Annotated in this window: 18 protein-coding genes; 5 read left to right on the forward strand and 13 right to left on the reverse strand. The window is 67.7% G+C overall.

Annotation, left to right across the window (positions count from 1 at the left end; translation table 11 throughout):
* Positions 1-6 precede the first annotated feature (6 nt).
* The gene (locus LW840_RS13430; RefSeq protein ID WP_291277147.1) at positions 7-3,075 is read right to left on the reverse strand and encodes a SusC/RagA family TonB-linked outer membrane protein; all 3,069 of its coding nucleotides are present in this window, start codon (positions 3,073-3,075) and stop codon (positions 7-9) included.
* A 627-nt stretch (positions 3,076-3,702) separates the two neighbouring features.
* Positions 3,703-4,161, reverse strand: a complete 459-nt coding sequence (locus LW840_RS13435) for a cytochrome c (RefSeq protein ID WP_291266411.1) — start codon at positions 4,159-4,161, stop codon at positions 3,703-3,705.
* 127 nt (positions 4,162-4,288) lie between these two features.
* Between LW840_RS13435 and LW840_RS13440 the strand changes: the two genes are divergently transcribed.
* Both LW840_RS13440 and LW840_RS13445 read left to right on the forward strand, forming a co-directional pair.
* Positions 4,289-5,749, forward strand: a complete 1,461-nt coding sequence (locus LW840_RS13440; RefSeq protein WP_291277148.1) for an FAD-dependent oxidoreductase — start codon at positions 4,289-4,291, stop codon at positions 5,747-5,749.
* On the forward strand, positions 5,749-6,081 hold the full coding sequence (locus LW840_RS13445; RefSeq protein WP_291277149.1) for a DUF2834 domain-containing protein: 333 nt from the start codon (positions 5,749-5,751) through the stop codon (positions 6,079-6,081). The genes LW840_RS13440 and LW840_RS13445 overlap by 1 nt, the downstream gene beginning before the upstream one ends.
* An 81-nt stretch (positions 6,082-6,162) precedes the next feature.
* Here LW840_RS13445 and LW840_RS13450 read toward each other — a convergent pair whose 3' ends face one another.
* The 4 genes from LW840_RS13450 to LW840_RS13465 all read right to left on the reverse strand — a co-directional run bounded on the left by LW840_RS13450 (position 6,163) and on the right by LW840_RS13465 (position 12,969).
* Positions 6,163-7,134 carry an MBL fold metallo-hydrolase gene (locus LW840_RS13450; protein WP_291277150.1) on the reverse strand — a complete coding sequence of 324 codons (972 nt, stop codon included), beginning with the start codon at positions 7,132-7,134 and terminating at the stop codon, positions 6,163-6,165.
* A 40-nt stretch (positions 7,135-7,174) separates the two neighbouring features.
* Positions 7,175-7,693 (reverse strand): PepSY domain-containing protein, encoded by a 519-nt coding sequence (locus LW840_RS13455; RefSeq protein ID WP_291266415.1) that lies wholly within the window; start codon positions 7,691-7,693, stop codon positions 7,175-7,177.
* Positions 7,694-7,696: 3 nt separating this feature from the next.
* On the reverse strand, positions 7,697-11,053 hold the full coding sequence (locus LW840_RS13460) for a S41 family peptidase (RefSeq protein WP_291277151.1): 3,357 nt from the start codon (positions 11,051-11,053) through the stop codon (positions 7,697-7,699).
* Between the two features lie 89 nt (positions 11,054-11,142).
* On the reverse strand, positions 11,143-12,969 hold the full coding sequence (locus tag LW840_RS13465) for a hypothetical protein (RefSeq protein ID WP_291277152.1): 1,827 nt from the start codon (positions 12,967-12,969) through the stop codon (positions 11,143-11,145).
* 76 nt (positions 12,970-13,045) lie between these two features.
* Here LW840_RS13465 and LW840_RS13470 point away from each other — a divergent pair, with 76 nt between their 5' ends.
* Both LW840_RS13470 and LW840_RS13475 read left to right on the forward strand, forming a co-directional pair.
* On the forward strand, positions 13,046-14,197 hold the full coding sequence (locus LW840_RS13470) for a carboxypeptidase regulatory-like domain-containing protein (protein WP_291277153.1): 1,152 nt from the start codon (positions 13,046-13,048) through the stop codon (positions 14,195-14,197).
* A gap of 41 nt (positions 14,198-14,238) precedes the next feature.
* Entirely contained in the window at positions 14,239-14,652 is a 414-nt protein-coding gene (locus LW840_RS13475; RefSeq protein WP_291277154.1) for a surface-adhesin E family protein, read from the forward strand.
* On the opposite strand, the gene LW840_RS13480 is transcribed toward LW840_RS13475, so the two are convergent.
* The 3 genes from LW840_RS13480 to LW840_RS13490 form a co-directional block, all read right to left on the reverse strand.
* Positions 14,624-15,523, reverse strand: a complete 900-nt coding sequence (locus LW840_RS13480; protein WP_291277155.1) for a DMT family transporter — start codon at positions 15,521-15,523, stop codon at positions 14,624-14,626. The two genes, LW840_RS13475 and LW840_RS13480, sit on opposite strands and share 29 nt — an antisense overlap.
* Positions 15,524-15,542: 19 nt before the next feature.
* Positions 15,543-18,788, reverse strand: a complete 3,246-nt coding sequence (locus LW840_RS13485; protein ID WP_291277156.1) for an exo-alpha-sialidase — start codon at positions 18,786-18,788, stop codon at positions 15,543-15,545.
* Positions 18,789-18,915: 127 nt separating this feature from the next.
* Positions 18,916-20,133 (reverse strand): NADP-dependent isocitrate dehydrogenase, encoded by a 1,218-nt coding sequence (locus LW840_RS13490; protein ID WP_291277157.1) that lies wholly within the window; start codon positions 20,131-20,133, stop codon positions 18,916-18,918.
* A gap of 231 nt (positions 20,134-20,364) precedes the next feature.
* Between LW840_RS13490 and LW840_RS13495 the strand changes: the two genes are divergently transcribed.
* Positions 20,365-20,649, forward strand: a complete 285-nt coding sequence (locus tag LW840_RS13495) for a hypothetical protein (RefSeq protein ID WP_291261065.1) — start codon at positions 20,365-20,367, stop codon at positions 20,647-20,649.
* On the opposite strand, the gene LW840_RS13500 is transcribed toward LW840_RS13495, so the two are convergent.
* Genes LW840_RS13500 through rpsP form a run of 4 tightly spaced genes read right to left on the reverse strand, consistent with a single transcriptional unit; the run spans position 20,586 to position 22,744 of the window.
* The gene (locus tag LW840_RS13500; RefSeq protein WP_291261066.1) at positions 20,586-21,074 is read right to left on the reverse strand and encodes an asparaginase domain-containing protein; all 489 of its coding nucleotides are present in this window, start codon (positions 21,072-21,074) and stop codon (positions 20,586-20,588) included. The two genes, LW840_RS13495 and LW840_RS13500, sit on opposite strands and share 64 nt — an antisense overlap.
* Entirely contained in the window at positions 21,071-21,883 is an 813-nt protein-coding gene (gene trmD, locus LW840_RS13505) for a tRNA (guanosine(37)-N1)-methyltransferase TrmD (RefSeq protein ID WP_291261067.1), read from the reverse strand. Before trmD ends, LW840_RS13500 begins: the two co-directional genes overlap by 4 nt.
* 14 nt (positions 21,884-21,897) lie before the next feature.
* Positions 21,898-22,482 carry a ribosome maturation factor RimM gene (gene rimM, locus LW840_RS13510; RefSeq protein WP_291277158.1) on the reverse strand — a complete coding sequence of 195 codons (585 nt, stop codon included), beginning with the start codon at positions 22,480-22,482 and terminating at the stop codon, positions 21,898-21,900.
* Positions 22,430-22,744, reverse strand: a complete 315-nt coding sequence (rpsP, locus tag LW840_RS13515; protein ID WP_291261069.1) for a 30S ribosomal protein S16 — start codon at positions 22,742-22,744, stop codon at positions 22,430-22,432. Before rpsP ends, rimM begins: the two co-directional genes overlap by 53 nt.
* Between the last annotated feature and the right edge of the window lie 14 nt (positions 22,745-22,758).

Genomic DNA, 22,758 nt, shown 5'->3' on the forward strand with positions numbered 1-22,758 from the left:
CCTCGCTCAGAAGTTGAAGTTCATGCGGAACGTCCAGTAGCGCATCGGAGGCGTGGAGAAGAACTCCTCGTTGCCGCGCTGGTCGCCGTTGCCAACCGTGGTTTCGGGGTCGACACCGGTGAACGGCGTCCAGACGCCGAGGTTGCGGCCGGTCAGCACCAGGTTCCAGCGCTCGGCCTTGAGGGCCTTGGCCCAGGCGTTCGGCATCTGGTAGGACAGCGACAGTTCACGGAAGCGGGTGAACGACCCGTCCTCGTAGAAGCCGGTGAACACCGATGCGGCCGCCGCGACCGCCTTGGCCTGCTCCTCGAGCGGCGCGCCAGCGTAGAGGCCCTGGCAGGAGATACCGCCCTGGCACTGGTGGCGCTTGGTGTTGTTGAGCTTCTTCATGCCCCACCGGCTATCCATCTGCCCCGAGATGCGCAGCTTGCGGCCGAACAGCTCGAGCGTGGGCGTGAAGGCGAGTTCGCGGGTGGGGAGGGTCGCTCCGATGAACGTATTGTCCCCGTACGTCATCTCGCTGGCCACCAGAATCCCGTCGCCGTTTGCATCGTTGAAGGTGTACGGGCGCCCCCAGAGACCAAACAACGGGAAACCCGGCGTGTTCAACTGCGTGTTGCGGTTGCCGGTCGGAATGGGGCTCACCCCCTCACCCAGCGTGATGAGCTCGTTCCGGAGGGTGGAGCCGGTGAGCACGAAATCCAATCCGAGATTGTCGGTCGAGATCACCTTCTGGTTGTACACCAGCTCCAGCCCCGTGTTACGCGTATTGCCGATGTTCTGGAACCGTGAGGTCACGCCGGCGAGGGACGGGGCCACACGACGATCGATGAGGGCGTCGGTGGTGTTCTTGTCGTAGTAGGTGAACTCGAAGTTCGACTTGCCGTCGAACATGGTGAGGTCGAAGCCAGCCTCCGTTTCCGCCGAGTACTCGGGGCGGAGGGTGGCATTCCCCAGCGCACCGAGCGTCACGCCCGGCTGGTCGGCCGTGCCGGAGATGGTGGTTGGGAAGGGCGAGAAGAAGCGGAGGGCGTCCGTGGTCCCCGGGATCTGGCCGGAGGCGCCGTACGTGGCGCGCAGGCGCAGGGTGTTGAGCCAGCTATAGGCAGGGAAGAAGCCCTGGTCCGACACCACCCACGACGCACCGATCTTGGGATAGTTGACGGCGCGGAACTCCTTACCGAACGCGCTCGCGGCGTCACGGCGCAAGCCAGCGGTGATGAAGAGCTTCTCGTTGACGTTGAACACCTGTTCGACGTAGTAGCCCAGCGTGCGACGCTCATCGAACGACTGCGAGGCATTGCGTATGGCACCGGCCGAGGTGGTGGTGGCGCCTGGCGGCAAACCCTGCCCCGTGCCTTCGGACTGGGCGAAGGCGTTGCGGATGTACTGCATGCCCACGGACGTCTTGGAGTTCAGCCACGAGAACACCTGCTTGTTGGCCGTCCCGCCAAGGTCCACCGTCTGCTGGTTGATTTCGGCCCGGTTGGCGCTGACCTGCCCCGCGCGGTTCACGCCCAGCGGGCCCTGCTCGAACAGGTTGATGCCCACGTCGCTGCGCGCCGTGAAGTCGGAACCGACGATGGCACGGGTGGTGAGCCAGCTGATGGGGTTGTACTGGACCTGCACACTATTGATGAAGCGGTTGATCGACTGGCTGGTGGTGCGCGACAGGATGTCGCCCATGGGGAAGGCGCGGTAGCCGAGCAGCGGAATGCCACGGCTGTCACGCAGATCCTCGCGCCACTCGCCGCCAAGCATGCCCACCATGAGCCCGTTGCCGTTGTCTTCGTTCTGCGGGAGCCGCTGCCGGCTGTTGATGAAGCCCGACGAGACCTGCAGCGTGGCCTTTGAGGAGAGCTGCGCCGTGATGTTGGCGCGCAGGCTGTTGCGGTCGAGCGCGTTGGGGCGAACCTGCGACGACGGAATGCTCGAAACGCCGCGCTCGGTCTTGAGGCGGTTGATTTCGATCTCCGGCATCCGGTAGACGCCCGTTTCCACTTCGGTCTCGCCGGACACGAAGTACTGCACGCGATCGGTACCACCCGACACCTGCATGCCGTACTGCTGGCGCGCGCCCTGATCGACCGGCGAGAGGCTGTCGATGAGGAACGCGTTGCCTACGCGGAGGCTGTCGGCGCGACAGAGCGATGCGGCAATGGAAATGGCCGGGCAGCGTACGCGCGAGCCGGCGGTAGCGCCGCTCAGCTGGGTGCCCCAACCGTAGTACATGAGCGGGTACGTATTCGGATCGGTGATCCGGCCGTTTTCCGTGTACACGTTCCAGCGCGTCTTGCCCGCCTTGCCGCGCTTGGTCGTGATGTTGATCACGCCGTTGGCGGCTTCGGTGCCGTAGAGCGTGGCCGCCGACGGACCCTTCACCACTTCGATGTTTTCGATTTCCTCGGGATTGAGGTCGTCGAGACGCGACGGTGTGGAACCGCCCACGCCAATGGAGGAGCTGCCGGCGTTCGCCGTCATACGCACGCCGTCGATGATGACGACCGGATCATTGGAGAGCGACAGCGAGGCCTGCCCGCGAATGCGGATACGCGAGCCGGAACCGGTGGCACCGCCCGACGTGACCTGCACGCCGGCCGCACGGCCGGAGAGCAGCTGGCCCATGTTCGACACCGGGAGCTCGGCTACCTTTTCGGCGACGGCGATCTGCGTGGTGGTGTTGGCCAGTTCGACCTTGCGCTGCTGTCCCGTGACCGTGGTCACGACCGCCGAGAGCGAGAAGGCCGCCTGGGAGAGCGCGACATCCTGCGTGATGGGGGCCGTGCCGCTGACGGTGACGGTGACCCGCTTGGCTTCGTAGCCGATGCGGCTCACTTCCAGCACCACCGCGCCCGAGGTCGTTACGCGAAGCGAGTACCGCCCATTCTCGGCGGTCAGCGCGCCGTTCTGCGTCCCCTGCACCAGGACGCGCGCCTGTTGGATGGGTTGCCCGGTGGCGGCGTCCGTCACGCGTCCCACGACGGTTCCCCCGGCCCCCTGGGCCGTCAGGGCGGATGGCAGCGCCACGCCCACGGCCGCAACGGCCGCAAGAACGGATGTGACCAGACGACGCATCAGCGGCGCACGGGCCGTGGTGGTGTGTGGTGGCGAGCAGCTGGCGGCACAGCTGGGCTGTACACCGCCTCGCTCGCCACGCGCGAACGCAGCAGGAACGAACAATCGCATCTCGTGACTCCCCGTATCAGGATCACCCGCCGGCCACCCGATGTTGTGACCGGTTATGGCCACGCGTCAGCCGGCGGCTCGGCACGTGTGGAGACGCGACGAGTCGACCGGGTGTGACAGGGCCACTGGTTTGCTCGGCAACGGACACACCAACCGTCCGTTCCGTAAAAGCTCGTTGGGGCACTGCAGCGCGTGCGCGGATGATCGCGCTCGCGGAAAGGCGGGAGGAACAGGCAGGGCCGACACGCCGACAACAGCACGAGTCAGGAACCGCGTCACAAGCTGGGACCAAACGCGGAACATTTTCCGTTGGCCCCGTGACTCCGGTGTATCGGTGGCCGGAGGGTACGGCTCGCAGAACGGGCTGTCAATACTTGGGGGGCATTGTCCCGCCGATTTTCTTCGAATCCCGGAATGGCTGTGGATAGTGCTACCGGGGTAACGAACAACGCGACCCCGAACCGGCGTTCGAGGTCGCGTCTTCCGCGTGCGGGGAACCGTCCGCGCGGCGCGGCCCTAGAGCCCCGGAGGCGCGGCAGGAAGCACCAACTTCACCCCCGCCAACGCCACGGAATCGGTGGCAAGCGGTGTGGCGCCAGCGGTCAGCCCATTCAACTTGAGGATGTACGCGAGGGCCGCCGCATACTCGTCCTTGGGCAGCGAGCCCGGATTGCCGTCGGGCATCGTGGTGCGAATCTGCTCGAAGAGGGTGAACACCGGCTGCCCCGCCCACTTCGTCCGGAAGTCCGCTCCGGTCACATCCTTGGTTTCGTGGCACTCGGCACATGCCTTGCCCCAGACGGCCTGCCCGGCCGTGGCCTGGGAATCGCTGTACACCGGCACGGTGTCCTGGTCGTTGAGGACGGCCCGCCCGGGCGCGAGGGGGGACTGGGCGGTGCTGCGGGCGGCCGCGGCGACGCTTACCGCCACGACGGCAAGCAGAAACAGGCTGGGATTTCGGAAGAGACGAGGCATGGCGGATGAACGTGCAAGAGGGGCGTTTCGCTGGCAAGTCGCGCCTCTCGGCCTCGCGATGGAGCGCCGCCGAGGCAATCGGGCGGCCAACATTGCGAGGGACCGGTGCGACCGACATTTTCGGCCGATGGACGCTTTTGCTACCCCGGATGTTCCCGAACGCGCCGCGCCCCAGCCGGATGCCGACGCCACCGACCCGCTGATCGACACCACCACGGCGGACGGCACGCTCCCCCGTCGCGATTTTCTCCGCCTCGCCGGAGTGGGCGCCGGCGCCTTCCTTGCCGCCGGTTGCGCACCACCAGCGGCCTTCTCGGCGGCACCGGCCCCAGGCGTGCAACCCGGCAAGGCCCGGAGCGGCAACAGCCAGCACATCGTCGTCATTGGTGCCGGGGCCTGGGGCGGGTGGACCGCGTACCACCTTCGCGCCCGCGGGGCTCGCGTTACCCTCATCGATCAGTACGGCCCCGGCAACTCCCGCTCCACCAGTGGCGACGAAACGCGCGGGATCCGCTCGTCATACGGCGATCGCGCCAGCGGTGAACTGTGGACCCCATGGGCGCGCACGGCCATTGCCCGCTGGAAGCTGTTCGAAAAGGAGTGGGCGCCGGTATTCCGCACGTCCTTCTTCCACGAGACGGGCGACGTGATCATGCGCGCCACCCGCGAACCGTTCATCACCAGAACGGTCGATCTGTGGAAGGCCAACAATGTCCCGCACGAGGTGCTCAGCGGCGACGAAGCGCGGAAGCGCTGGCCGGTCATCAAGGCCGACGACATCACCGTGGCCATCACGGAGCCCGATGCCGGCGTGGTGCGCTGCCGCGCCGCCACGCAGGCCGTGGCCGCGGTGGCGCAGAAGATGGGTGCAGAGCTGGTCATCGGCCGCGTGCGCCCGGGCCCCATCGTGGACGGGCGCATGGACGGGGTCATCCTCGACAATGGCACCGTCGTTCGTGGTGACGCCTACGTATTTGCCTGCGGACCATGGCTGCGCAAGCTGTTTCCCTACATGGAGAATCGGGCACGCATTCCCATTGGCCACGCCCTCTATTTCGGCGTGCCGGTTGGCGACGCGCGCTTCCAGTTTCCCAACCTGCCCAGCTTCAACTTCCCCGGCGTGACCGGGTGGCCGATGCTGCCGGTGGACAGCCGCGGCTTTCGCGTGCGCGGCGCCATTGCCCCGCCGCCGCCGCCAGCCGGTACCACACCGCCGCCCGCCGCGCCTCCGGCTCCGGCGGACCCCGCGCTGCAGGATCCCGACCTCAGCCCCCGGTGGACCAATCAGGATCGGGTCGATGGGGCCCGTCGCTTTCTCGCCGCGCGGTTCCCGTTGCTCGCCAACGCGCCGCTGCTCGAAACGCGTGCGTGCCACTACGAGTCGAGCATCAACCAGAATTTCATCGTCGACTTCGTACCGGGCGCCACCAACGCGTGGATCGCCGGCCTCGGGCAGGCGGAAGGCTTCAAGTTCGGTCCCGTGGTGGGCGACTACATCGCGCAACGGGTCGTGGGAATCGAAGGCGATGCGAAGCTCAAGAAGGCCTTCGCTCTGCCCACCGAACAGTACGAACGTCCGCCCGGCTGATGCGACGTCCCCTGCTCTATGGCGCTGCGGCGCTCTTCTTCGCCTACGAACAGTGGGCGTTCTACACGTGGATGCAGCAGCACGGTTCCGCCTCGGCCGGCCTGGCCCACGCGTGGATGACGCTGCGCCAGGATCCCATGGTGTTCATGGCCTGGAACGACATGGGCATCTTCACGGCGATCGTGCTCACCTGGTTGTGGCGCGATATCCGGCGGGCGAATCGTTCGCTGCTGTGGTGGTTTGCCACCCTGCTCACGGGGTGCCCGCCGCTCCTGGTGTATCTGGGGATGTACACGCACCCAGCACCCTCGACCCACGACGCTCGACCCTGAACGGGAGTTACCGTCAGTTGACCACGTGGCGTTCGCGTGTGCGACTGACAGCGGACCCGTTCAGTGTCGAGGGTCGTGGGTTCAGGGTTGTGGGTGGGGGTGAGTGTTCACGGCGACAAAGCGCCTGGTCTCTCCATGCTGCAGTACCACGAATCGCTCGCGGGCAATGCCACGCGCGTCGAGCGCCTGTTCGAGGTCCCGCGGCGGCTGATCGAGCGGTTCGTCGGTGAGGGAGAAGGTGCCCCAGTGCACGCCGATCGCCTGTGCGGCCCGGACATCCAGCATCACCTGCACCGCCTCCTCGGGGTTCACATGCTGGGCGCGCATGAACCAGCGTGGCTCGTACGCCCCAATGGCAATGGCCGCGGCATCGAAGGGGCCGTAGCGCTCACCGATCTCGCGCGGCTCGTTCGAGTAGCCGAGATCCCCGGAGTACCAGAAGCGGAAGGTGTCGTGCAGCACCGCCCAGCTGCCCCAGAGCGAAGCGTTGCGATCGAAGCCCGTGCGACTCGACCAGTGCTGCACTGGCAGGAAGTGCAGACCGATTGGGCCGAGCGGCGCCGGCAACTGCGTGCCCTCGTGCCACGCCAACGCCTCGATATGGGGCAGCACCCCCCGGCGCCGCGGCAGGTTGCGCGCGAACCAGCGTTCCAGCCCGCGCGGCACGAAGTAGGCCGGTGCCCCGCCAGCCTGCCGCGCCACCGCTCGCACCGACCACCGATCGAGATGGTCATAGTGATTGTGCGTGAGCAGTACAGCATCGACATGGGGAAGCTGCTCCACTGTGAGTCCGGGCGGCTGATGCCGCCGTGGCCCGAGATAGCGGAACGGTGACGCCGTCCGGCTGAACACCGGGTCGAGCAGCAGGTTGGCGCCGCCGATCTGCAGCAGCGCCGACGAATGGCCGATCCACGTGTAGGCGGGCTCGTCGCGATTGGCGTGCAGGTACGACAGATCGGGGGCGACGCGCTCAATGGGTCCGCGCGGAGGGTGCGGCAATCGTGCCCGCGCGCGGGCAACGCTCCAGCGCAGCACGTCGCGGGGAGAGGTCACGACCGCCGAGGGATGCCGCACCGGCATGATCGCGCCGGACTCAGGACTCGCGCTGGCGCTTCTGCGCCCGCGCAAGGAAGGGGAGTACAAACAGGTACAGCCCCGTGATCCACAAGCCGAGCACCACCACCCCCGAGGGGAGAAACACCCAGAGCTTCGCGGCATCGGCAAACCACGAGCCATCGTGCAGCTGCTCGATGAGATCGGAGCGCCGGTACGCGGCCTGCAGCACGGCACCCGTGCCGAGGTCAACCTGCACTTCCCACCGGTTGTTGGCGGTCACCTTCACGATGCCCTTGGCGGGGCGCACATCGAGCCGATCGATGTCGCGCCAATCGGTGACGGCCGCCTCGGGCACCGATTGGGCCGCGCGCAGGATCTGCTCCATGCTGAGGCTCGGTACCGTGTTCGCGGTGCGCTGCTCAGGCGGCTGCACCCACGCCAGCTGCTTCTTGAGCTGCAGCAGCAGGCCCGTGACGATGACCAGCAGGAACGGCAGCGCGGTGGCGATGGCCCCCCAGCGGTGGAGCTTGCGATTGAGAATGCGCGGATTGGGCATGGCTCAGCGACCTCGCTTCCCCCATACGGGAGGCGTGGGCTCCGTGGTGGCTCGCGGATTCTTCCAGGTGGACAGCAGACGCAGCGCCTCCTGCGTGGCGCGCTCGAGCTGCGGATCACGCCCCGCGTTCACCTCGCGCGGGAAGTTCTCCACGTCAATGTCCGGCGCCACGCCCTCATTCTCCACGGCGAAGGCGTTCTCGCGGGAGAAGAAGCCGAAGCGCGGCGCGATCATCGACCCGCCGTCCACGAATGGTGGTGTGTCGGTGGTGGCCACCAGGCCACCCCAGGTGCGCGCTCCCACGAGCGGTCCCAGCTTGCGACGCTTGAACATGTAGGGCATGAGATCCCCACCCGAACCGGCCATTTCGTTGATGATCATGACCTTGGGCCCCCAGATGCCATTGGCCGGGCTGGTGTACGGGAAGCGGTCGCCCACGGGATTGTTGAAGTACCCGTCGAAGTCGCGGCCAAGCAGGTCCACGATGTAGTCGGCCGCCGATCCGCCCCCGTTGAAGCGCTCGTCCACCACGACTCCCAGCCGGTCCTGCTGGGCAAAGTAGTACCGGTTGAAGCTGGTATACCCGGGCACGCCCGTGTTGGGGAGATACACATAGGCCAGCCTCCCCTGGGACACGCTGTCCACGTACCGACGATTCGACTCCACCCAGGCGCGAGTCCGCAGCCCCTGCTCGTTGGCGACGGGGACCACTGTCACGAGCCGTGCGCCCTGCATGTCCGGTCGGCTGTTCACCGTCAGCACGGTCTGACGGTTGGCCGTGCCATCGAGCAGCCGGTGTACGTTGTCGGGCGCGCGCAGTTCCACGCCGTTGATGGCGAGCAGATAGTCGCCGCGAGACACGTTCACCCCAGGCGCGGCCAGCGGCGCCCGCAGCTCCGGGTTCCAGCTCTCCGCGTCGTAAATGCGCGCAAGGCGGTACCGATCTCCCTCGATGGTGAAATCGGCACCAAGCAGTCCACCGTTGGCGTTGGGCACATCGGGGAGGTCGCCGCCACGTACGTACGAATGCCCGATCGCCGTTTCGGCCCCCATGTTGTCGAGGAGGTAGTTCAGGTCGGCCCGGTGATTCACGTGCGCCAACAGCGGCTCGTACATCTTCTTCATGGCCGCCCAGTCGGTCCCATGCAGGTTCTTCACGTAGAAATTGTTGCGCTGATTGCGCCACCCTTCGTTGAAGATCTGCCGGAACTCCTCACGCGGATCGATGTAGGCGCGCAGCGTGACCGTGAGACGACCGCTGCCAGGCGCGGGCACCGCCTTGTCGGCATCGACCAGGTACAACCCGCCGGCCTGCCCGGCCGTGCGATAGAGCAGTCGGCGGCCATCGGCACTCACCGTGTACTGCGCCACCCCGCTGGCCAACAGTTGGGCACGACGCGCGGACAGCTGAAAGCGATGCAGCGTGTTGCCGGCGCCGGCGGCGCTTCCCGCCGACGTGCCCGTGGCCGGGATGGGCTCGAGGAAGAAGACCGTACCGGCCGGCCCGGCCACGAGCGCCCCGTAGTCGCGTTCGGCCAGCCCCGACACCACCACGATGCGCTGCTGCAGTCCGTCGAAGTCAATCCGCACCGGTCGCACGGCCGTACTCATGGCATCGCCACGTGCGCTGTCCGCCCGCGGACGCGCGGCGGCCGGAGCGGCCGGACCCACCGAGTCCTGCGGCGCGAGCGCGCGCGGCGCTTCCTCGTCGCTTTCGGGCAGCAGGGGCGACGGGTCTCCCTTCGCAAGCACCGCAAGGTAGAGCGCCTTGGTTTCCGGACGCTCGTACTTCGTCATGTCGAGCAGCGACGAGTTGAGCGCGAAGGTGGTGCTGGCAAAGAACCACAGGTACTTGCCGCTCGCGTCCCACGCCGGACTCGTGGCGTCTGCCATGCCATCGGTGATCTGTCGGGCGGTGCCGGCCTGCACATCGTACACGAACAGGGCACGCATGAGCGACTTGAGCCGCTTCGGGTACGCGAGGTAGCGCGAATCGGGACTCCAGACGGGCACGATGCTGCGATCGGCCATGAAGTAGGGGTCGTGGTCGGCCACCTTGGCCTGCCCGCTCGCGACATCCACCAGCCAGATGCGGAAGTGCGAATCCTGAAAAGCAATGTGCCGGCCGTTGGGTGACCAGCTGGGCGCATAGGGGCGACTTGGCTCGGGCAACGCAATGGTGCGGCGCGCCCCAAGGCCATCCTGGGGGGCGGTCACCAGCTGGTACTCGCCGCTGGCATCGCTGAAGTAGGCCACCGATCGGCCGTCGGGAGACCAGAGCGGCGCAATCTCGGCGGCACCGCTGGTGGCGGTCAGGTTGCGCACGTCGCCCTTCTCGGCGGGCACCGTGAACACCTCACCGCGCGCCTCAATGGCGGCACGCTTGCCGGTGGCCGACAGCGCGAGGCTGGCGACCCGCCCACCCACATCCTTCCAGGCCGGCATCATCCACGGGAAATCCCCCGCGGCGGTAATGCGCACTACCGCGCTCGCGCCACTCCGCGTATCGAGTTCGTGGATATGCCCGGCCTGTTCGAACACCACGGTCGTGCCTGCGGCGTCCATGGACTTCACATCGAAATCGGTGAACCGCGTAACCTGCGACAGGCGACGGCTGCGGGTGTCGAAGGCCCAGACGTTCGAGACGCCATCACGATCCGACAGGAAGTACACCGCATCGCCTACCCACACCGGATCCATCTCCTTCGTCCCGGTGAACGGCGTGCTGTCGAGCGCCATGGACTTGAGGTCGACGATCCAGATGGGCTTGTTCTGCCCACCGCGGTAGTTGCGGCGTTCTTCGTCCCACGACGTGGGCATGCGGTACGCAATGCGTCCCCCATCGGGGGACAGCTTTCCCTGATACGCGCGCGGCAGCGGCAGGGCGGCTTCCACGCCGCCAGTCACGGGCACCGTCCAGAAGCGCGGAGCCGCGTTGGGCGCCCAGGTGGCGCGCGGTGAGGCGAACATCACCTGCTTGCCGTCGGGCGTCCACCCCTGCACCACGTCGGCGCCGGGGTGCCAGGTCAGGCGTGTTGGCTGACCGCCCTCCGCCGGCACGACGTACACGTCGGTGTTGCCGGCATACTCCGCGCTGAACGCCACCAGGCGTCCGTCGGGCGACAGCTTGGGGTTCTGCGTCTGCCCCTGAAAGCTCGTCAACCGGCGCGCACTGCCGCCCGCGCGTTCCACGATCCACACGTTGTTGGCGTAGGCAAAAGCGATATGGCGGCTGCTCACGCTGGGGGTGCGGAGCAGCCGGGTGGGCGACTGTGCGTGGACACGAACGCCGGTCAACAGCACAGCAGCCGCGAGGCCGAACGCCGCGCCGCGGGAACGCGGACGATGCAGGAGAGACATGCTCGGTTGGCGAGTGAGGACGGACACCATTGCCCGCGGGTCTACGTTACGCCGCGCTCGGCACTGGCAGAAGGGTCGTGGGGGGCCGGTCAGTAGCTCCAGGGAATCCTGTCGGGGGCCACCCGCAGCGCCATGCTGAGCACGGTCTGCTCACGGGCCATCACCCAGCCATCCTTATCGGGGCGCCGCACTTCGAGCACCACCCGCAGCGTGAGATCGCTGGCGACATCGAGGGCCGTGAGGCCGACCACGCCCGCCGGCAAGGCCACTTGCCGTTCCTCGCTGCTGCGCCACGCCTGCGCCAGCGGGACCGCGACACTGCGTACCAGCCGTCCGTCAACCGACGACTGATCGCGCACGCGCACGTCGAAGCGCAGGAAGCGACCACGCGGGTCGTCATCGAGCAGGCGCCTGGGGAGCGTCAGCACCACCACGGCCCCGGTGTCCGGCATCGCGCTCCACTGTGGCCACGCCCGTTGCACGAAGCGATCGCGACGCAGCTCCTGCCCCGTCACCACCTGCAACGTGCCGTCGTAGGACGGACGGGGCTTGAGATCCCCGAAGCCGCCAAACTGTTCGCGCACGCGCCAGGCGACATCGTCATGCGGCACGACGCCATTGCTGAGCACGACCCCCAGGGCGTTGGTGGCGCCGAGCGCACCGTGCGTGCCGCCCAGCGGCCGCATGCGATTGGCCACCGAGACCATGCCCAGCCCCACGCGATGGTCGTCGGCCACGGACACCAACACGGGCGCGGGGTTCTGCGTGGCACCGACATGTCCGTGCACGATGCGCACGATGGCCGCGGGATACCGGTGCGAAGCGGTCTCGCGCACCCACACCGATTCGGGAGCGTACCCGTTCGCATCGAGCAACCCGGCCGCCTGCAGGCGACGCACCGTACCGGCCAGCTCCAGCGGATCCCCGCGCTGCGGCAGGTATCGGTAGCGTGCCTTGTCCCCGGCAGGCGGCACCATCTCTTCGATGATCGCGTCGTCCACGGAGCCGTCGGCGCGCCGTGCCGACACGGTGAAGCGATCGCGCGCCACGTGCGCCGTGACGACTTCTACTCCGGGTACGGTGGTGAGCAAGGCGGCCACGCGAGCCACGGAGTCGGGATGGCAGAACACCCCGAACCCCGTGGTGACGCCGTCGACACTGAACGCCACCCGATTGGGAGTATCGAGCGCGCTCGCCGTTTCGAATCCATGTGCCGCCAGCGCCTCGGCAATGGGCACGAACGCCGCGTCGCGGGCACGATTGTGGCCGTGGTCGGAGAGCACGACGATGTTCAGCGAACGTCCCGTGCGCTGCCGGTATCGTTGCTGCAAGGTGTCGAGTCGATCACTGAGGTGATCGAGGTACCGCGCAATGTCGCCGCGCGTATGCTGCAGCGCGTCCGGACCGACATTGTAGAGGTACACGGTTTCGCGCCCACGCGAGCGGAGCACATGCGCGACGTCGGTGTCGACTTCCTTCCTGGCAACCGGCCAGGAGATGAGATAGGCCCCCAGATGGTGGAACTTGGTATCGAACGCCTGGTCCATGCGCTCCTCGTACTCGATGGGGCGAATGGCCGAGAGCGCGTCACCCAGCACCCGGCGGTGCCGCGTGCTGTAGTACACCCGCTGGTAACCCGGCGGAGGATTCACGCCGAAGATGGCGTGCCAGGCAATGTCGCTGATCGACGGGAAGGTAGAAATGAGCCTCGCGGGCTCATGGAAGGCGGCAAAGCGTCCGCGCTGCCGGGCGTCGAGCACATCGCGATAGTCGAGGCCGTCGAGCGCCAGGACGACCCGCTTCGGGAGCGCCTCGGGGGGAACGGCACGGCGCAGCGGGGTACACCCTGACAGCACCCAGATGAGGGAACTGAGCGTGAACCAGTGGCGCTTGCCCACGCAGGAGGCACGGATCATGATTCATCGTAGCCCGCCCGCGCGTCCACACAAGTCCGCGCCCCTGAGCGCGCCCCCCATGCGTATGTCCCGTTCGATGCATCGGCTCGTCCCACTGTGGGTGGCAATAGCCCTCACCGGCCTCGGCGCGACGGGGGCACGCGCGCAGTCGGCTGGCGCAGCCACCGGGACGGTGCGCGGCACCGTGAACACCACCTTTGGCCTCCCCATTGGCGGCGCGCAGCTGCGCCTTCGCATCCCGGGACGCGGCACGACCACGTCGGTGGAGTCGGACGACAACGGCACGTTCACGGCGGCAGGGGTGCCGCTCGGGTCTGGGTGGCTGGTGGCCCGACGCATTGGCTACCGACCGGACTCGGTTGCCGTGGAGATCACGGCGGGCGAGCCCGCGCGCGCGACCGTGCAGCTGGAGCGCATTGCCGTGGAACTGAGCACCGTCCGGGTTGTGGGCCGACGCGACGTGAACGGTCCCATGGCCGGCTTCTACCGGCGCATGGACTACGGGAGCGGGCGTTTCTTCACGGCGGCCGACCTCGAACGCCGCAATGCGGCGCGCATGACGGACGTCTTCCGGATGGTGCCCGGCATGCGCATCGAGTCGCGCGGCCTGCAGAACGCCGTACGCATCCGCGGCAGCCGCTGTGCACCGCTCGTCTGGCTCGATGCCCAGCCGCTCTATGCCGGAGAAGTGGACCTCGACGCCTTCGACCCGCGAACGTTCGAGGGAATCGAGATCTACAGTGGCGCGGCGTCGGTTCCGGTGGAGTTCCAGGGCAACCAGCGCATGAGCAGCGCCTGCGGGACCATCGTGCTCTGGTCGAAGCGCGGCGAGCTGCGTGAACGCAAGCGCAAGAAGGACGAGCCTACCCCCGCCATGCGTATTGCCCAGATGATCGAAGCGGGAGAGGCCTATGTGGCCAACGACGTGGACGCCAGCGCGCGCCCCGACTCCGCCAATCTGGTCCGTCCCATCTACCCGGACTCGCTCTTCGATGCGCAGACACCGGGGCGGGTGCTGGCGGAGTTCGTGGTGAGCGCGAATGGCGAACCCAACATGGACACCTTCAGCGCGGTCACCACGACCAATCGCCTGTTCGTGGAGCCGGTGCGCCGCGCCGTACGCGAGCAGCGGTTTGCGCCGGCGGTCCGCAAGGGGCGTTTGGTGCAGCAGGTCATGCAGTTGCCGTTCGAGTTTGTCCCCGATTCCACCGCCCGCCGCCGCAAGTGATGACCGCAGCCCCCGCGTTGCCCCGGTCCGCGTCCCGTTCCGTGATTGCCGGCTCGGCCCGACTCGTGTTGCTGTTGTGCACCCCGGCGCTCCTGGCGGCGCAGGGGCGCAAGACCACCAAGGAAATCGGCCGCACCAGTATTGGCACGCCAACCGCGGTGCTGGTCGAACCGGGTACGGTATCGCGCGCCGGCACGGTGGTGACGGCGGCCGTGCGCGTGGCCCTCGTGCCCCCGCTCAAGCATCCGAAGGGAGAGCTCAAGAGCTCCCGCACCATTGGCATGTACGATTGTGCCAAGCGCGTGGTGGCCACCAAGGAGAGCTGGTACTACCTCGATGAGGCCGGCACGAAGGAGGGGATGCACCGGCAGGTGAAGATCCCGGGGTTCGGGCCGGTCTCGAAGGGGTCGGTGGCCGATGTGGCGCTTACGTGGCTGTGCGCCGCGAAGCCGTAGCCGCCAACACGACGCCGCCAATCACGGCGCTGGCGCCTACGACTCCCAGGAGCGAGAGCCGCTCCCCCCACAGCAGGAACGCCGCGCCCACGGCGAGTATGGGCTCCAGGGTGGCAATGGTGGACGCCCGCGACGCGCCAATGCGCTTGAGGCCATTGGCGTTCGACAGGTACGCGCCGTACGTGGCCACCGTGGCCAGAAAGCCAATGGCGGCCCAGGCACGCCACGTGAGTGTCGCCCACTGTACGAACGGGGCGAGCACCACCGCGCCCGTTGCCAGCGCCCACCCCATCACGCGCGCCGGGGCGTTGTGCGCAAACAGCGACCGCCCCAGCAGGAAGTACATGGCGTAGGCCAGCCCCGACGCGAGTCCCCAGCTCACGGCTGCCGGCGTGGCCGCAATGTCCGCAGCACCGGAGGCCGGGAAGAGCGCCACCAGCACCACCCCCGCAAACGTCAGCAGCAGCGCGCCCGCCTCGCGGGCAGGCACGCGCTCGCGCAACACAAAGTGCGCCCCCAGCGCCACCCACACCGGCGCCGAGTACAGCAGAATGGCCGCGAGGGCCGCCCCACCCCGCTGTACGCTTTCGAAGTAGGACACGTACAACCCGGCGACCGCCACGACCCCCAGCAGCATGGCCGGCAACCGGTCCTGCTGCCGCAGCGCGTGGGCGCGGGTCACCGAGGCGTGCGCGGCGAAGAGCAGGGCGGCCACCGTCGCGCGCCAGAACGCCACCGTGAGCGGTGCAATGCCCTCGGCGAACGCGACGCGCGCCACGGGACCCAACAGCGCCCACTGAAAGGCCGCCGCAACGACCAGCCAGACACCCAGCCTTGCTCCACCGACCGCATGTCGATCGGTGGAGGTCACCTGCGGGCACGGGTCAACGTCACGGCACGATGCGGGCTGGCGACGCGCCCCGGTCGACGATCTTCGGCAAACCCTTCGCGTCGAGCATGCTGTTCACCGGCGGCAGTTCGCTGGCCAGGATGCCGTCGATCGTGCGCAGTGCCGCGCCAAGCTCGTTGGCAAGAATGCCCTGCACCTCGACATGCTGCGTCGTGGGAGCGAAGTCCGCCACCGCCACCCCATTGCTGAGATAGCCCATCTTGCCGATGAGTTTCGAGCCGAATCGCACCCCGTCCTGGCCGGTGCCCGTGAGTCGGAGGTCCACCAGTGCCATCTCGGCATCGATGAGCTGCTGATCGAGCGTGCGCAGGCGGGTGGCGGCATCGGCATCACCGCCCCCCCGCTGCAGCTGCGCGAGAAGCTGCTGCACCTGAAGCCGCACGTTCTCCACGCGCGCCACCGCCGTGGCCGCCTTGTCGAGCTCCGCCTTGAGCGCCATGAGCACGCGCACCTGGGCGGTGATCTCCGCCTCGGTGCCGGCGCTGTTCGGGTCCTTGCGCACCACCAGCGGATGCTCCTGCGTTGCGCCGTCGACGCGCAGGCGCACGGTGTACGTCCCCGGCGGCATGAGGATCTGCAGGCGATTCGTTCCCGGCGCCACGCGCCCCTGCGGTCCCGTCACGATGTGCTCCGCGAACAGCGGACTCGTGAGCAGGCGCACCTCGAGGCCCGGCTCGTCACGCAGGTCCCAATGCAGGCGATTGAGCCCAGCCCGATTGCTGCCGCGCAACGTGCGCACCACCCGTCCGTTGTCGAGAATCTCCACGGTCGGCGCCGTCTTGGCCGGTGCCTTGAGGTAGTAGTTGATGGCGGCGCCGTACTCCGGATCGGTGCCGGCGGTGGGATCGTCGTAGGTCGTGCTGGGCGCCGTGATGGGGCGGAAGCGATAGGCCGCGCGCGGGGCAAACAGGTGCGCCCCCTTGGCCAGCACCGCCGGCTCGAGCTGCTGCAACGGCGACAGATCGTCGAGGATCCAGAAGCCGCGCCCGTACGTGGAGATCACCAGATCGTTGAAGTGCTCCTGCACGATGATGCCCGACACCGGCGCGTGCGGGAGATTGTTCTGCAGCGGCAACCACGTGTCGCCGCGGTCGTACGACAGGTAGATCGCGTTCTCGGTGCCGAGGTAGAGCATGCCCGGCCGCACCGGATCCTCGATGATGATCTTCGCGTAGCTCAGCATGCTGCGCGGAATGCCAGTGACGATCTTCGTCCACGTCTTGCCGTAGTCGGTGGTACGGTAGACGTGCGGATCGCGATCGTTCTCCTGATGCGCATCCACGGTGATGTACGCCGTGGCGGCATCCCACTTCGACGCCGCGATGGAGCGCACCGACCCCCAGAAGGGGATGCCGGGAATGTTCGGCGTGAGGTTGGTCCATGTGGCGCCGTTGTCCCGCGTGAGCTGCACCAGCCCATCGTTGGTTCCCGCCCAGATGGTGCCCTTGGCCTTGGGCGACTCCGCGATGCCGTACACCACGCCGGAGTACTCCACGCCGATGTTGTCGGGCGTGAGCCCGCCGGAGCTCTTCATGCGCGACCGGTCGTTGCGCGTGAGATCGGGGCTGATCACCTGCCAGCTGTTGCCGCCGTCCTGCGTGCGATGCACATGCTGGCTGCCCGTGTAGAGCGTGTTGCGGTCGTGCGGCGAGATGAGCAGGGGGGCATCCCACACGAAGCGGTACTTCACCCCCTCGGCCGGACCGTTCGACTGCTGCGGCCACACCTCGACGTTGCGGAACTGCCGTCGGTTCTCCTCGAAGCGCACCACGATGCCGCCGACCATGCCGCTGCCGGAGGCCGTGCTCCAGATGATGTTCGGATCGACCGGATCGGGGGTGGCCCAGCCGCTCTCGCCGCCCCCCACGGAGTGCCACATGCCACGCGAGATGCCGGCACTGCGCCCGCCCTGCACCCGGCTGTTGCTGGGTCCGCGATAGCTCGGCTCATCCTGCTTGTTGCCGAGCACGTTGTACGGCACGTTGTTGTCGACGGTGACGTGATAGATCTGGGCGTTGCTGAGACGCTGGCGGAACCACGTCCGGCCGCGGTTGATCGTGATGGAGAGTCCCTGATCGTGCGCCACGATCTGCCGGTTGGCGTTCGTGGGATCGATCCAGATATCGTGGTGGTCTCCGCCCGGTGCTTCGCCGCCGGTCAGCGTGGTGAGCGTGCGTCCGCCATCGATCGACCGCGCGTAGCTCGCGGTAAGGAAGTAGAGCTCGTTGTCGTTGTCGGTGGCCACGGCGGTACGCGAGTAGTAGTGCGCGCGCCCCATCGCATTGCGGTCACGGGTCATGAGCTGCCAGGTGGCGCCGTCGTCGTCGGTGCGCCACAGCTGCCCGCTTTCGGTGGCCTCTCCCTCAAAGGGCAGGCCGTCTCCCGTCTCGATGAGGGCGTAGACCCGCGACGGGTTGCTGCGCGCGATCGCCAGCGCGTGCTTGCCGGTGATCTTCGTCGGCAATCCGTTGCCGACGAGTTTCGTCCAGGTCACGCCGCCGTCGGTGCTCTTGAAGAGGCCGCTCCCCGGCCCACCGCTGCGGCGCCCCCAGGTATGGATCTCGATGTGCCACATGCCCGCGTACAGCGTACGCGGATTGGCGGGGGACATGGCCAGATCACTGCAGCCGGCGTCGGGGGTGGTGAAGAGCACCCGGGTCCACGTGGATCCGCCATCGGTGGTACGGTACACGCCGCGTTCCTGCTGCGGGCCGTAGGCGGTACCCAACGCGCACGCCAGGACCACATCGGGGTTCGTGGGGTGCACCACCACGCGCGCAATGCGCCCCGTCTTCTCGAGTCCCATGAGCTGCCAGCTCTTGCCGGCATCGGTGGACTTGTAGATGCCCTGACCGATCGAGATATGGCTGCGGATGTGCGCTTCGCCGGTGCCCGCCCACACGATGTTCGGATCACTCGGGGCAATGGCCAGCGCACCGATCGACTGCACGGGCATGTCATCGAAGATCTCGCTCCAATGCACCCCACCGTCGGTCGTCTTGTAGATGCCGCCCGAGGCCGCGCCCACGTAATACGTGTGCGGATCGCCCGGTATGCCGACCGCCGCGCTGAAGCGATTGCCCTCGGGGCCGATGTGTCGCCAGGTGAGCCCCTGGTACAACGCCGGCGTGACGGCGGGTTGCGGGGAAGGGGGCGCGGGGCGCTGCGCGCCGAGGGCGGCGGGGAGGGCGGCCAGTGCCAACAGGGCGGCGAGTGGTCGGTGCATGACGGGTCTCGAGGTGGAGGGGACCTCCCATGCTACCGCCGTCGCGCGTTGCCGTCAAAACGAAACCGGAGGAACGGTGGGGGAATCCCCTCCGTGCCTCCGGTTCTCCGTGCCTCGAGCCGCAGGCTCACCCCATCTTCGCCTGCAGACGACGGTCGATGGCGTCGAGGAAGTCTTCCGTGTGGAGGTACGGCGTCTTCCGATCGATGAGAATGGCCAGGTCCTTGGTCATCTCCCCCGCTTCCACCGCTTCGATGCACACCCGTTCGAGGGTCTCGGCGAACGCCGTTACCTCGGGCGTCCCATCGAGCTTGCCGCGATGGGCGAGACCGCGCGTCCACGCGAAGATGCTCGCGATGGGATTGGTGGAGGTCTTGTTTCCCTTCTGGTGCTCGCGGAAGTGACGGGTGACCGTACCGTGTGCGGCTTCGGCCTCCATGGTCTTGCCGTCGGGGGTGAGGAGCACGCTGGTCATGAGCCCCAGCGAACCAAAGCCCTGCGCCACGATGTCCGACTGCACGTCGCCATCGTAGTTCTTGCAGGCCCACACGTACCCGCCTTCCCACTTGAGCGCGGACGCGACCATGTCGTCGATGAGGCGGTGCTCGTAGGTGAGCCCCTTGGCGTCGTACTCCGCCTTGAACTCGGCCGCGAACACCTCCTCGAACAGATCCTTGAACTGGCCGTCGTACGCCTTGAGGATGGTGTTCTTGGTGGAGAGATACACCGGGAAGTTGCGCTGGAGGCCGTAGCGGAAACTGGCCCGCGCGAAGTCCCTGATGGAGTCGTTGAAGTTGTACATCCCCATGGCCACGCCGCCGTCCTGGCCGAACTTGGCGACCTCGAACTGCATCGGTTCGCTGCCATCGGCAGGCGTGTAGGTGATGGTGACCGTACCAGGCCCCGGCACCTTGAAGTCGGTGGCCTTGTACTGGTCGCCGTGCGCGTGGCGCCCCACCACGATGGGCTTCGTCCATCCCGGCACGAGGCGCGGGATATTCGAAATGATGATCGGTTCGCGGAAGATCACGCCACCGAGGATGTTGCGAATGGTGCCGTTGGGGCTCTTCCACATCTTCTTGAGCCCGAACTCCTTCACCCGCGCTTCGTCGGGGGTGATCGTGGCGCACTTGACCGCCACACCATGCCGCTTGGTGGCTTCGGCCGAGTCGATGGTGACCTGATCGCCGGTGGCATCGCGATGCTCGATCCCGAGGTCGTAGTAGTCGAGCTGCACATCGAGGTACGGCAGCACCAGCTTGTCCTTGATGAACTGCCAGATGATGCGCGTCATCTCGTCGCCGTCCATCTCGACGACGGGGTTCACAACCTTGATCTTCGCCATGCGGGGAGTGCCGGAGATTCGGGGGTGGAATGCGGCCTGAGCCGCCGAAGCGGCCGTGGAATCCTGCTGAACGGAAAATGGGGACGGGAACAGGGGGCTGGAAGCGGACCCGGCCCGTGGCCAGTCGGCCGACCGGGTGAACGCAGGCGCCGTCGGGTCACCCCCAACGGCAGAGACGGGGGGCGCACCGTACACTTTTGCGGCCCTTTCCTCTTCCCACAGGACTTCGCCATGGTGCCCTTTCCCCCTCCCCGGCCGGCGTGGCGCCGCCGCCTGGGTCTCCTGCTGGGCGGCGCGCTGTCGCTCGGCGCCCTCGTCCCGGTGGCCGATGCTCAGGCTCCTGCCCCGTCCGCCCAGCTGGTGGCCACCCGCGAGGCGCAGGAGCGCGAACTGCGTGCGTTGGCCGAGGTCCATCGCACCGACACACGGCGCTGCCGCGTCCCGCGCACGCGTCAGCGCCGTTCCTCGAACACGCCCACGTTGCGGTTCTTCTCCACGTTGTCCGCGGTGAAGTAGCGGCCGTTCATGGCCACGTACACTCCGGCGGGCAGGCACTGCACGAAGCTGAGGGCGCTCCCGAGGTTGAACAGACCGTCGGAGCTGCCGAACGCATACGGGACCATGGCACCCGTGAGCACGATCGTCTTGGACAGCGCGGCAGCGGCGAGGTACTGCGCCGTCTCGACCATGGTATCGGTGCCATGCGTGATGAGCAGACGCGACTCGGGCGCGTCGCGGCAGGCCTGCACGATGCGCTGCCGATGCGACTCCTTCATTTCGAGGCTGTCGATCATCATGAGCACATCGACCTGCACGTCGAGCATGCACCGCCCGCGCTGCAGCATTTCCGGCAGGTGCGTCTGCTCGAAGTGCAACGTGCCGGTCAGCTCGTCGTATTCCTTGTCGAAGGTGCCGCCGGTGACGATGATGCGAACGCTCATGCGTGCCCCTCGTCTCGGGCCCGCGCTCGTGCTCGCGCCGCCTTGGCGCGCGCCTTTTTCGCCGCCTTCTCGGCGGCCAGCCGCTCCGCTTCGGCCAGGCGGGCGTCGCGGGCCGCGATGTCACGGGCGCGGGCGGCCCACGCGGCGCCATCGCGCGCTTCGGCCTCTCGCGTGCGACGCAGGCTCTCCGCCTCACGCCACGCGGCGACCCGCGCGTGGTCGCCCCCCAGCAGTACGTCCGGCACCGAATGGCCACGGTACTCCGCCGGCCGCGTGTAGCTGGGCGCACTGATGCCGCGATCGAAGAACGAGTCGGTGCGCGCGCTGTCCAGATCGCTCATGGCGCCGGGGAGCAGGCGCACGGTGGCGTCCACGATGGCCAGGGCCGCCGGCTCGCCGCCGCTGAGGACGAAATCGCCGAGACTGAGTTCTTCGGTGGCCAGGTGCGAGGCCACGCGCTCATCGATGTCCTTGTAGTGCCCGCACAGCAGCGTGAGCTCCTGCCCTGCGGCAAAGCGCATGGCATCGGCATGGGTGAAGCGGCGGCCCCGCGGAGAGAGCAGGACGATGGGCGCCGTGGCCCCGAGGGATTCGACGGCCTCGAAGAACGGCCCCGGCTTCATGACCATGCCAGGCCCTCCGCCAAATGGATAGTCATCCACGGTGCGATGCCGATCGTGGGTGAAGTCCCGCAGGTTCACCAGCTGGTACGCCACACCGCCCGCCGCAGCGGCTTTCGCCGGGATGCTCAGGGACAGCGGTCCCGCGAAGAATTCCGGGAAGATCGTGACGATGTTGATGCGCAGCATCGCAGGCGGCGCGCTCAGTCGAAGAGGCCGTCGAGCGGCGCGAACACGATCGTGCCGGCACTCTCATCGACGGACAGCACCAGGTCATCGTTCCAGGGCACCAGCGGACGGCCGGTCGCCGTTTCGACTTCGAGGATGTACCCCTGGGGGGCATCGTAGACGTCGCGCACATGCCCCACCAGTCCGCGCCCCTCCACCTCCACCCGCATGCCGATCAGATCGCCCACGTAGATCTCGTCGTCGTCGGCCTCGGGGAGCGTGGCGGCGGCGGCCAGCAGGTAGCGCCCGCGCCAGCTGTCGGCCACGTCGCGATCGGTGACTTCCGTGACGCGAACGAGCCACTCCTTGTTCATGGGGCGCCCATCTTCCACGTGGAGTGGATGCGCCACGGCGTCGGGAGCGAGATTCCCCTCCCGATCCCCCGCGAAAAGCAACGCGCCGGACGCGAGCATCACGTCCGGCGCACCGCTCAGCGATTCGACGGCCCAGGCGCCGCGCACCCCATGTGCGCGGCGGACCCGACCGACGACGATGTACTCGGCCAGCTCAGGCCTCGCCGGAGGGCAGGGCCACGGCGGCCGACTGCAGCTTGGCGGCAAGCCGGGCTTCGTGGCGCGCCTTCAGGATGCCGGCGCGACGGATGAGCGAGCGCACCGTGTCCGTGGGCTGCGCGCCCACGTTGAGCCAGTAGTTGACGCGCTCGGTGTCGAGGTTGATGGCGTTCTCGCCACCACGCGGCTGGTACTGCCCGAGGATTTCAATGAAGCGGCCGTCGCGCGGGCTCTGCGAATCGGCAACGACGATGCGGTACATCGGGGTCTTCTTCCGGCCTTCGCGGCGGAGACGGATCTTGACGGCCATGCGAATCTCTCGGG

Origin of the sequence: Gemmatimonas sp. (assembly GCF_021298855.1) — a bacterium.
Classification (GTDB): Bacteria; Gemmatimonadota; Gemmatimonadetes; order Gemmatimonadales; family Gemmatimonadaceae; genus Gemmatimonas.

Bases quoted from the DNA above. Each gene is read 5' to 3' on its own strand.
- trmD (WP_291261067.1), bottom strand. From the start codon at position 21,883: ATGCTGCGCATCAACATCGTCACGATCTTCCCGGAATTCTTCGCGGGA.
- LW840_RS13490 (WP_291277157.1), bottom strand. From the start codon at position 20,133: ATGGCGAAGATCAAGGTTGTGAACCCCGTCGTCGAGATGGACGGCGAC.
- LW840_RS13495 (WP_291261065.1), top strand. From the start codon at position 20,365: ATGGTGCCCTTTCCCCCTCCCCGGCCGGCGTGGCGCCGCCGCCTGGGT.
- LW840_RS13445 (WP_291277149.1), top strand. From the start codon at position 5,749: ATGCGACGTCCCCTGCTCTATGGCGCTGCGGCGCTCTTCTTCGCCTAC.
- LW840_RS13440 (WP_291277148.1), top strand. From the start codon at position 4,289: ATGGACGCTTTTGCTACCCCGGATGTTCCCGAACGCGCCGCGCCCCAG.
- rpsP (WP_291261069.1), bottom strand. From the start codon at position 22,744: ATGGCCGTCAAGATCCGTCTCCGCCGCGAAGGCCGGAAGAAGACCCCG.
- LW840_RS13470 (WP_291277153.1), top strand. From the start codon at position 13,046: ATGCATCGGCTCGTCCCACTGTGGGTGGCAATAGCCCTCACCGGCCTC.
- LW840_RS13455 (WP_291266415.1), bottom strand. From the start codon at position 7,693: ATGCCCAATCCGCGCATTCTCAATCGCAAGCTCCACCGCTGGGGGGCC.
- LW840_RS13485 (WP_291277156.1), bottom strand. From the start codon at position 18,788: ATGCACCGACCACTCGCCGCCCTGTTGGCACTGGCCGCCCTCCCCGCC.
- LW840_RS13465 (WP_291277152.1), bottom strand. From the start codon at position 12,969: ATGATCCGTGCCTCCTGCGTGGGCAAGCGCCACTGGTTCACGCTCAGT.
- LW840_RS13460 (WP_291277151.1), bottom strand. From the start codon at position 11,053: ATGTCTCTCCTGCATCGTCCGCGTTCCCGCGGCGCGGCGTTCGGCCTC.
- LW840_RS13435 (WP_291266411.1), bottom strand. From the start codon at position 4,161: ATGCCTCGTCTCTTCCGAAATCCCAGCCTGTTTCTGCTTGCCGTCGTG.
- LW840_RS13500 (WP_291261066.1), bottom strand. From the start codon at position 21,074: ATGAGCGTTCGCATCATCGTCACCGGCGGCACCTTCGACAAGGAATAC.
- LW840_RS13430 (WP_291277147.1), bottom strand. From the start codon at position 3,075: ATGCGTCGTCTGGTCACATCCGTTCTTGCGGCCGTTGCGGCCGTGGGC.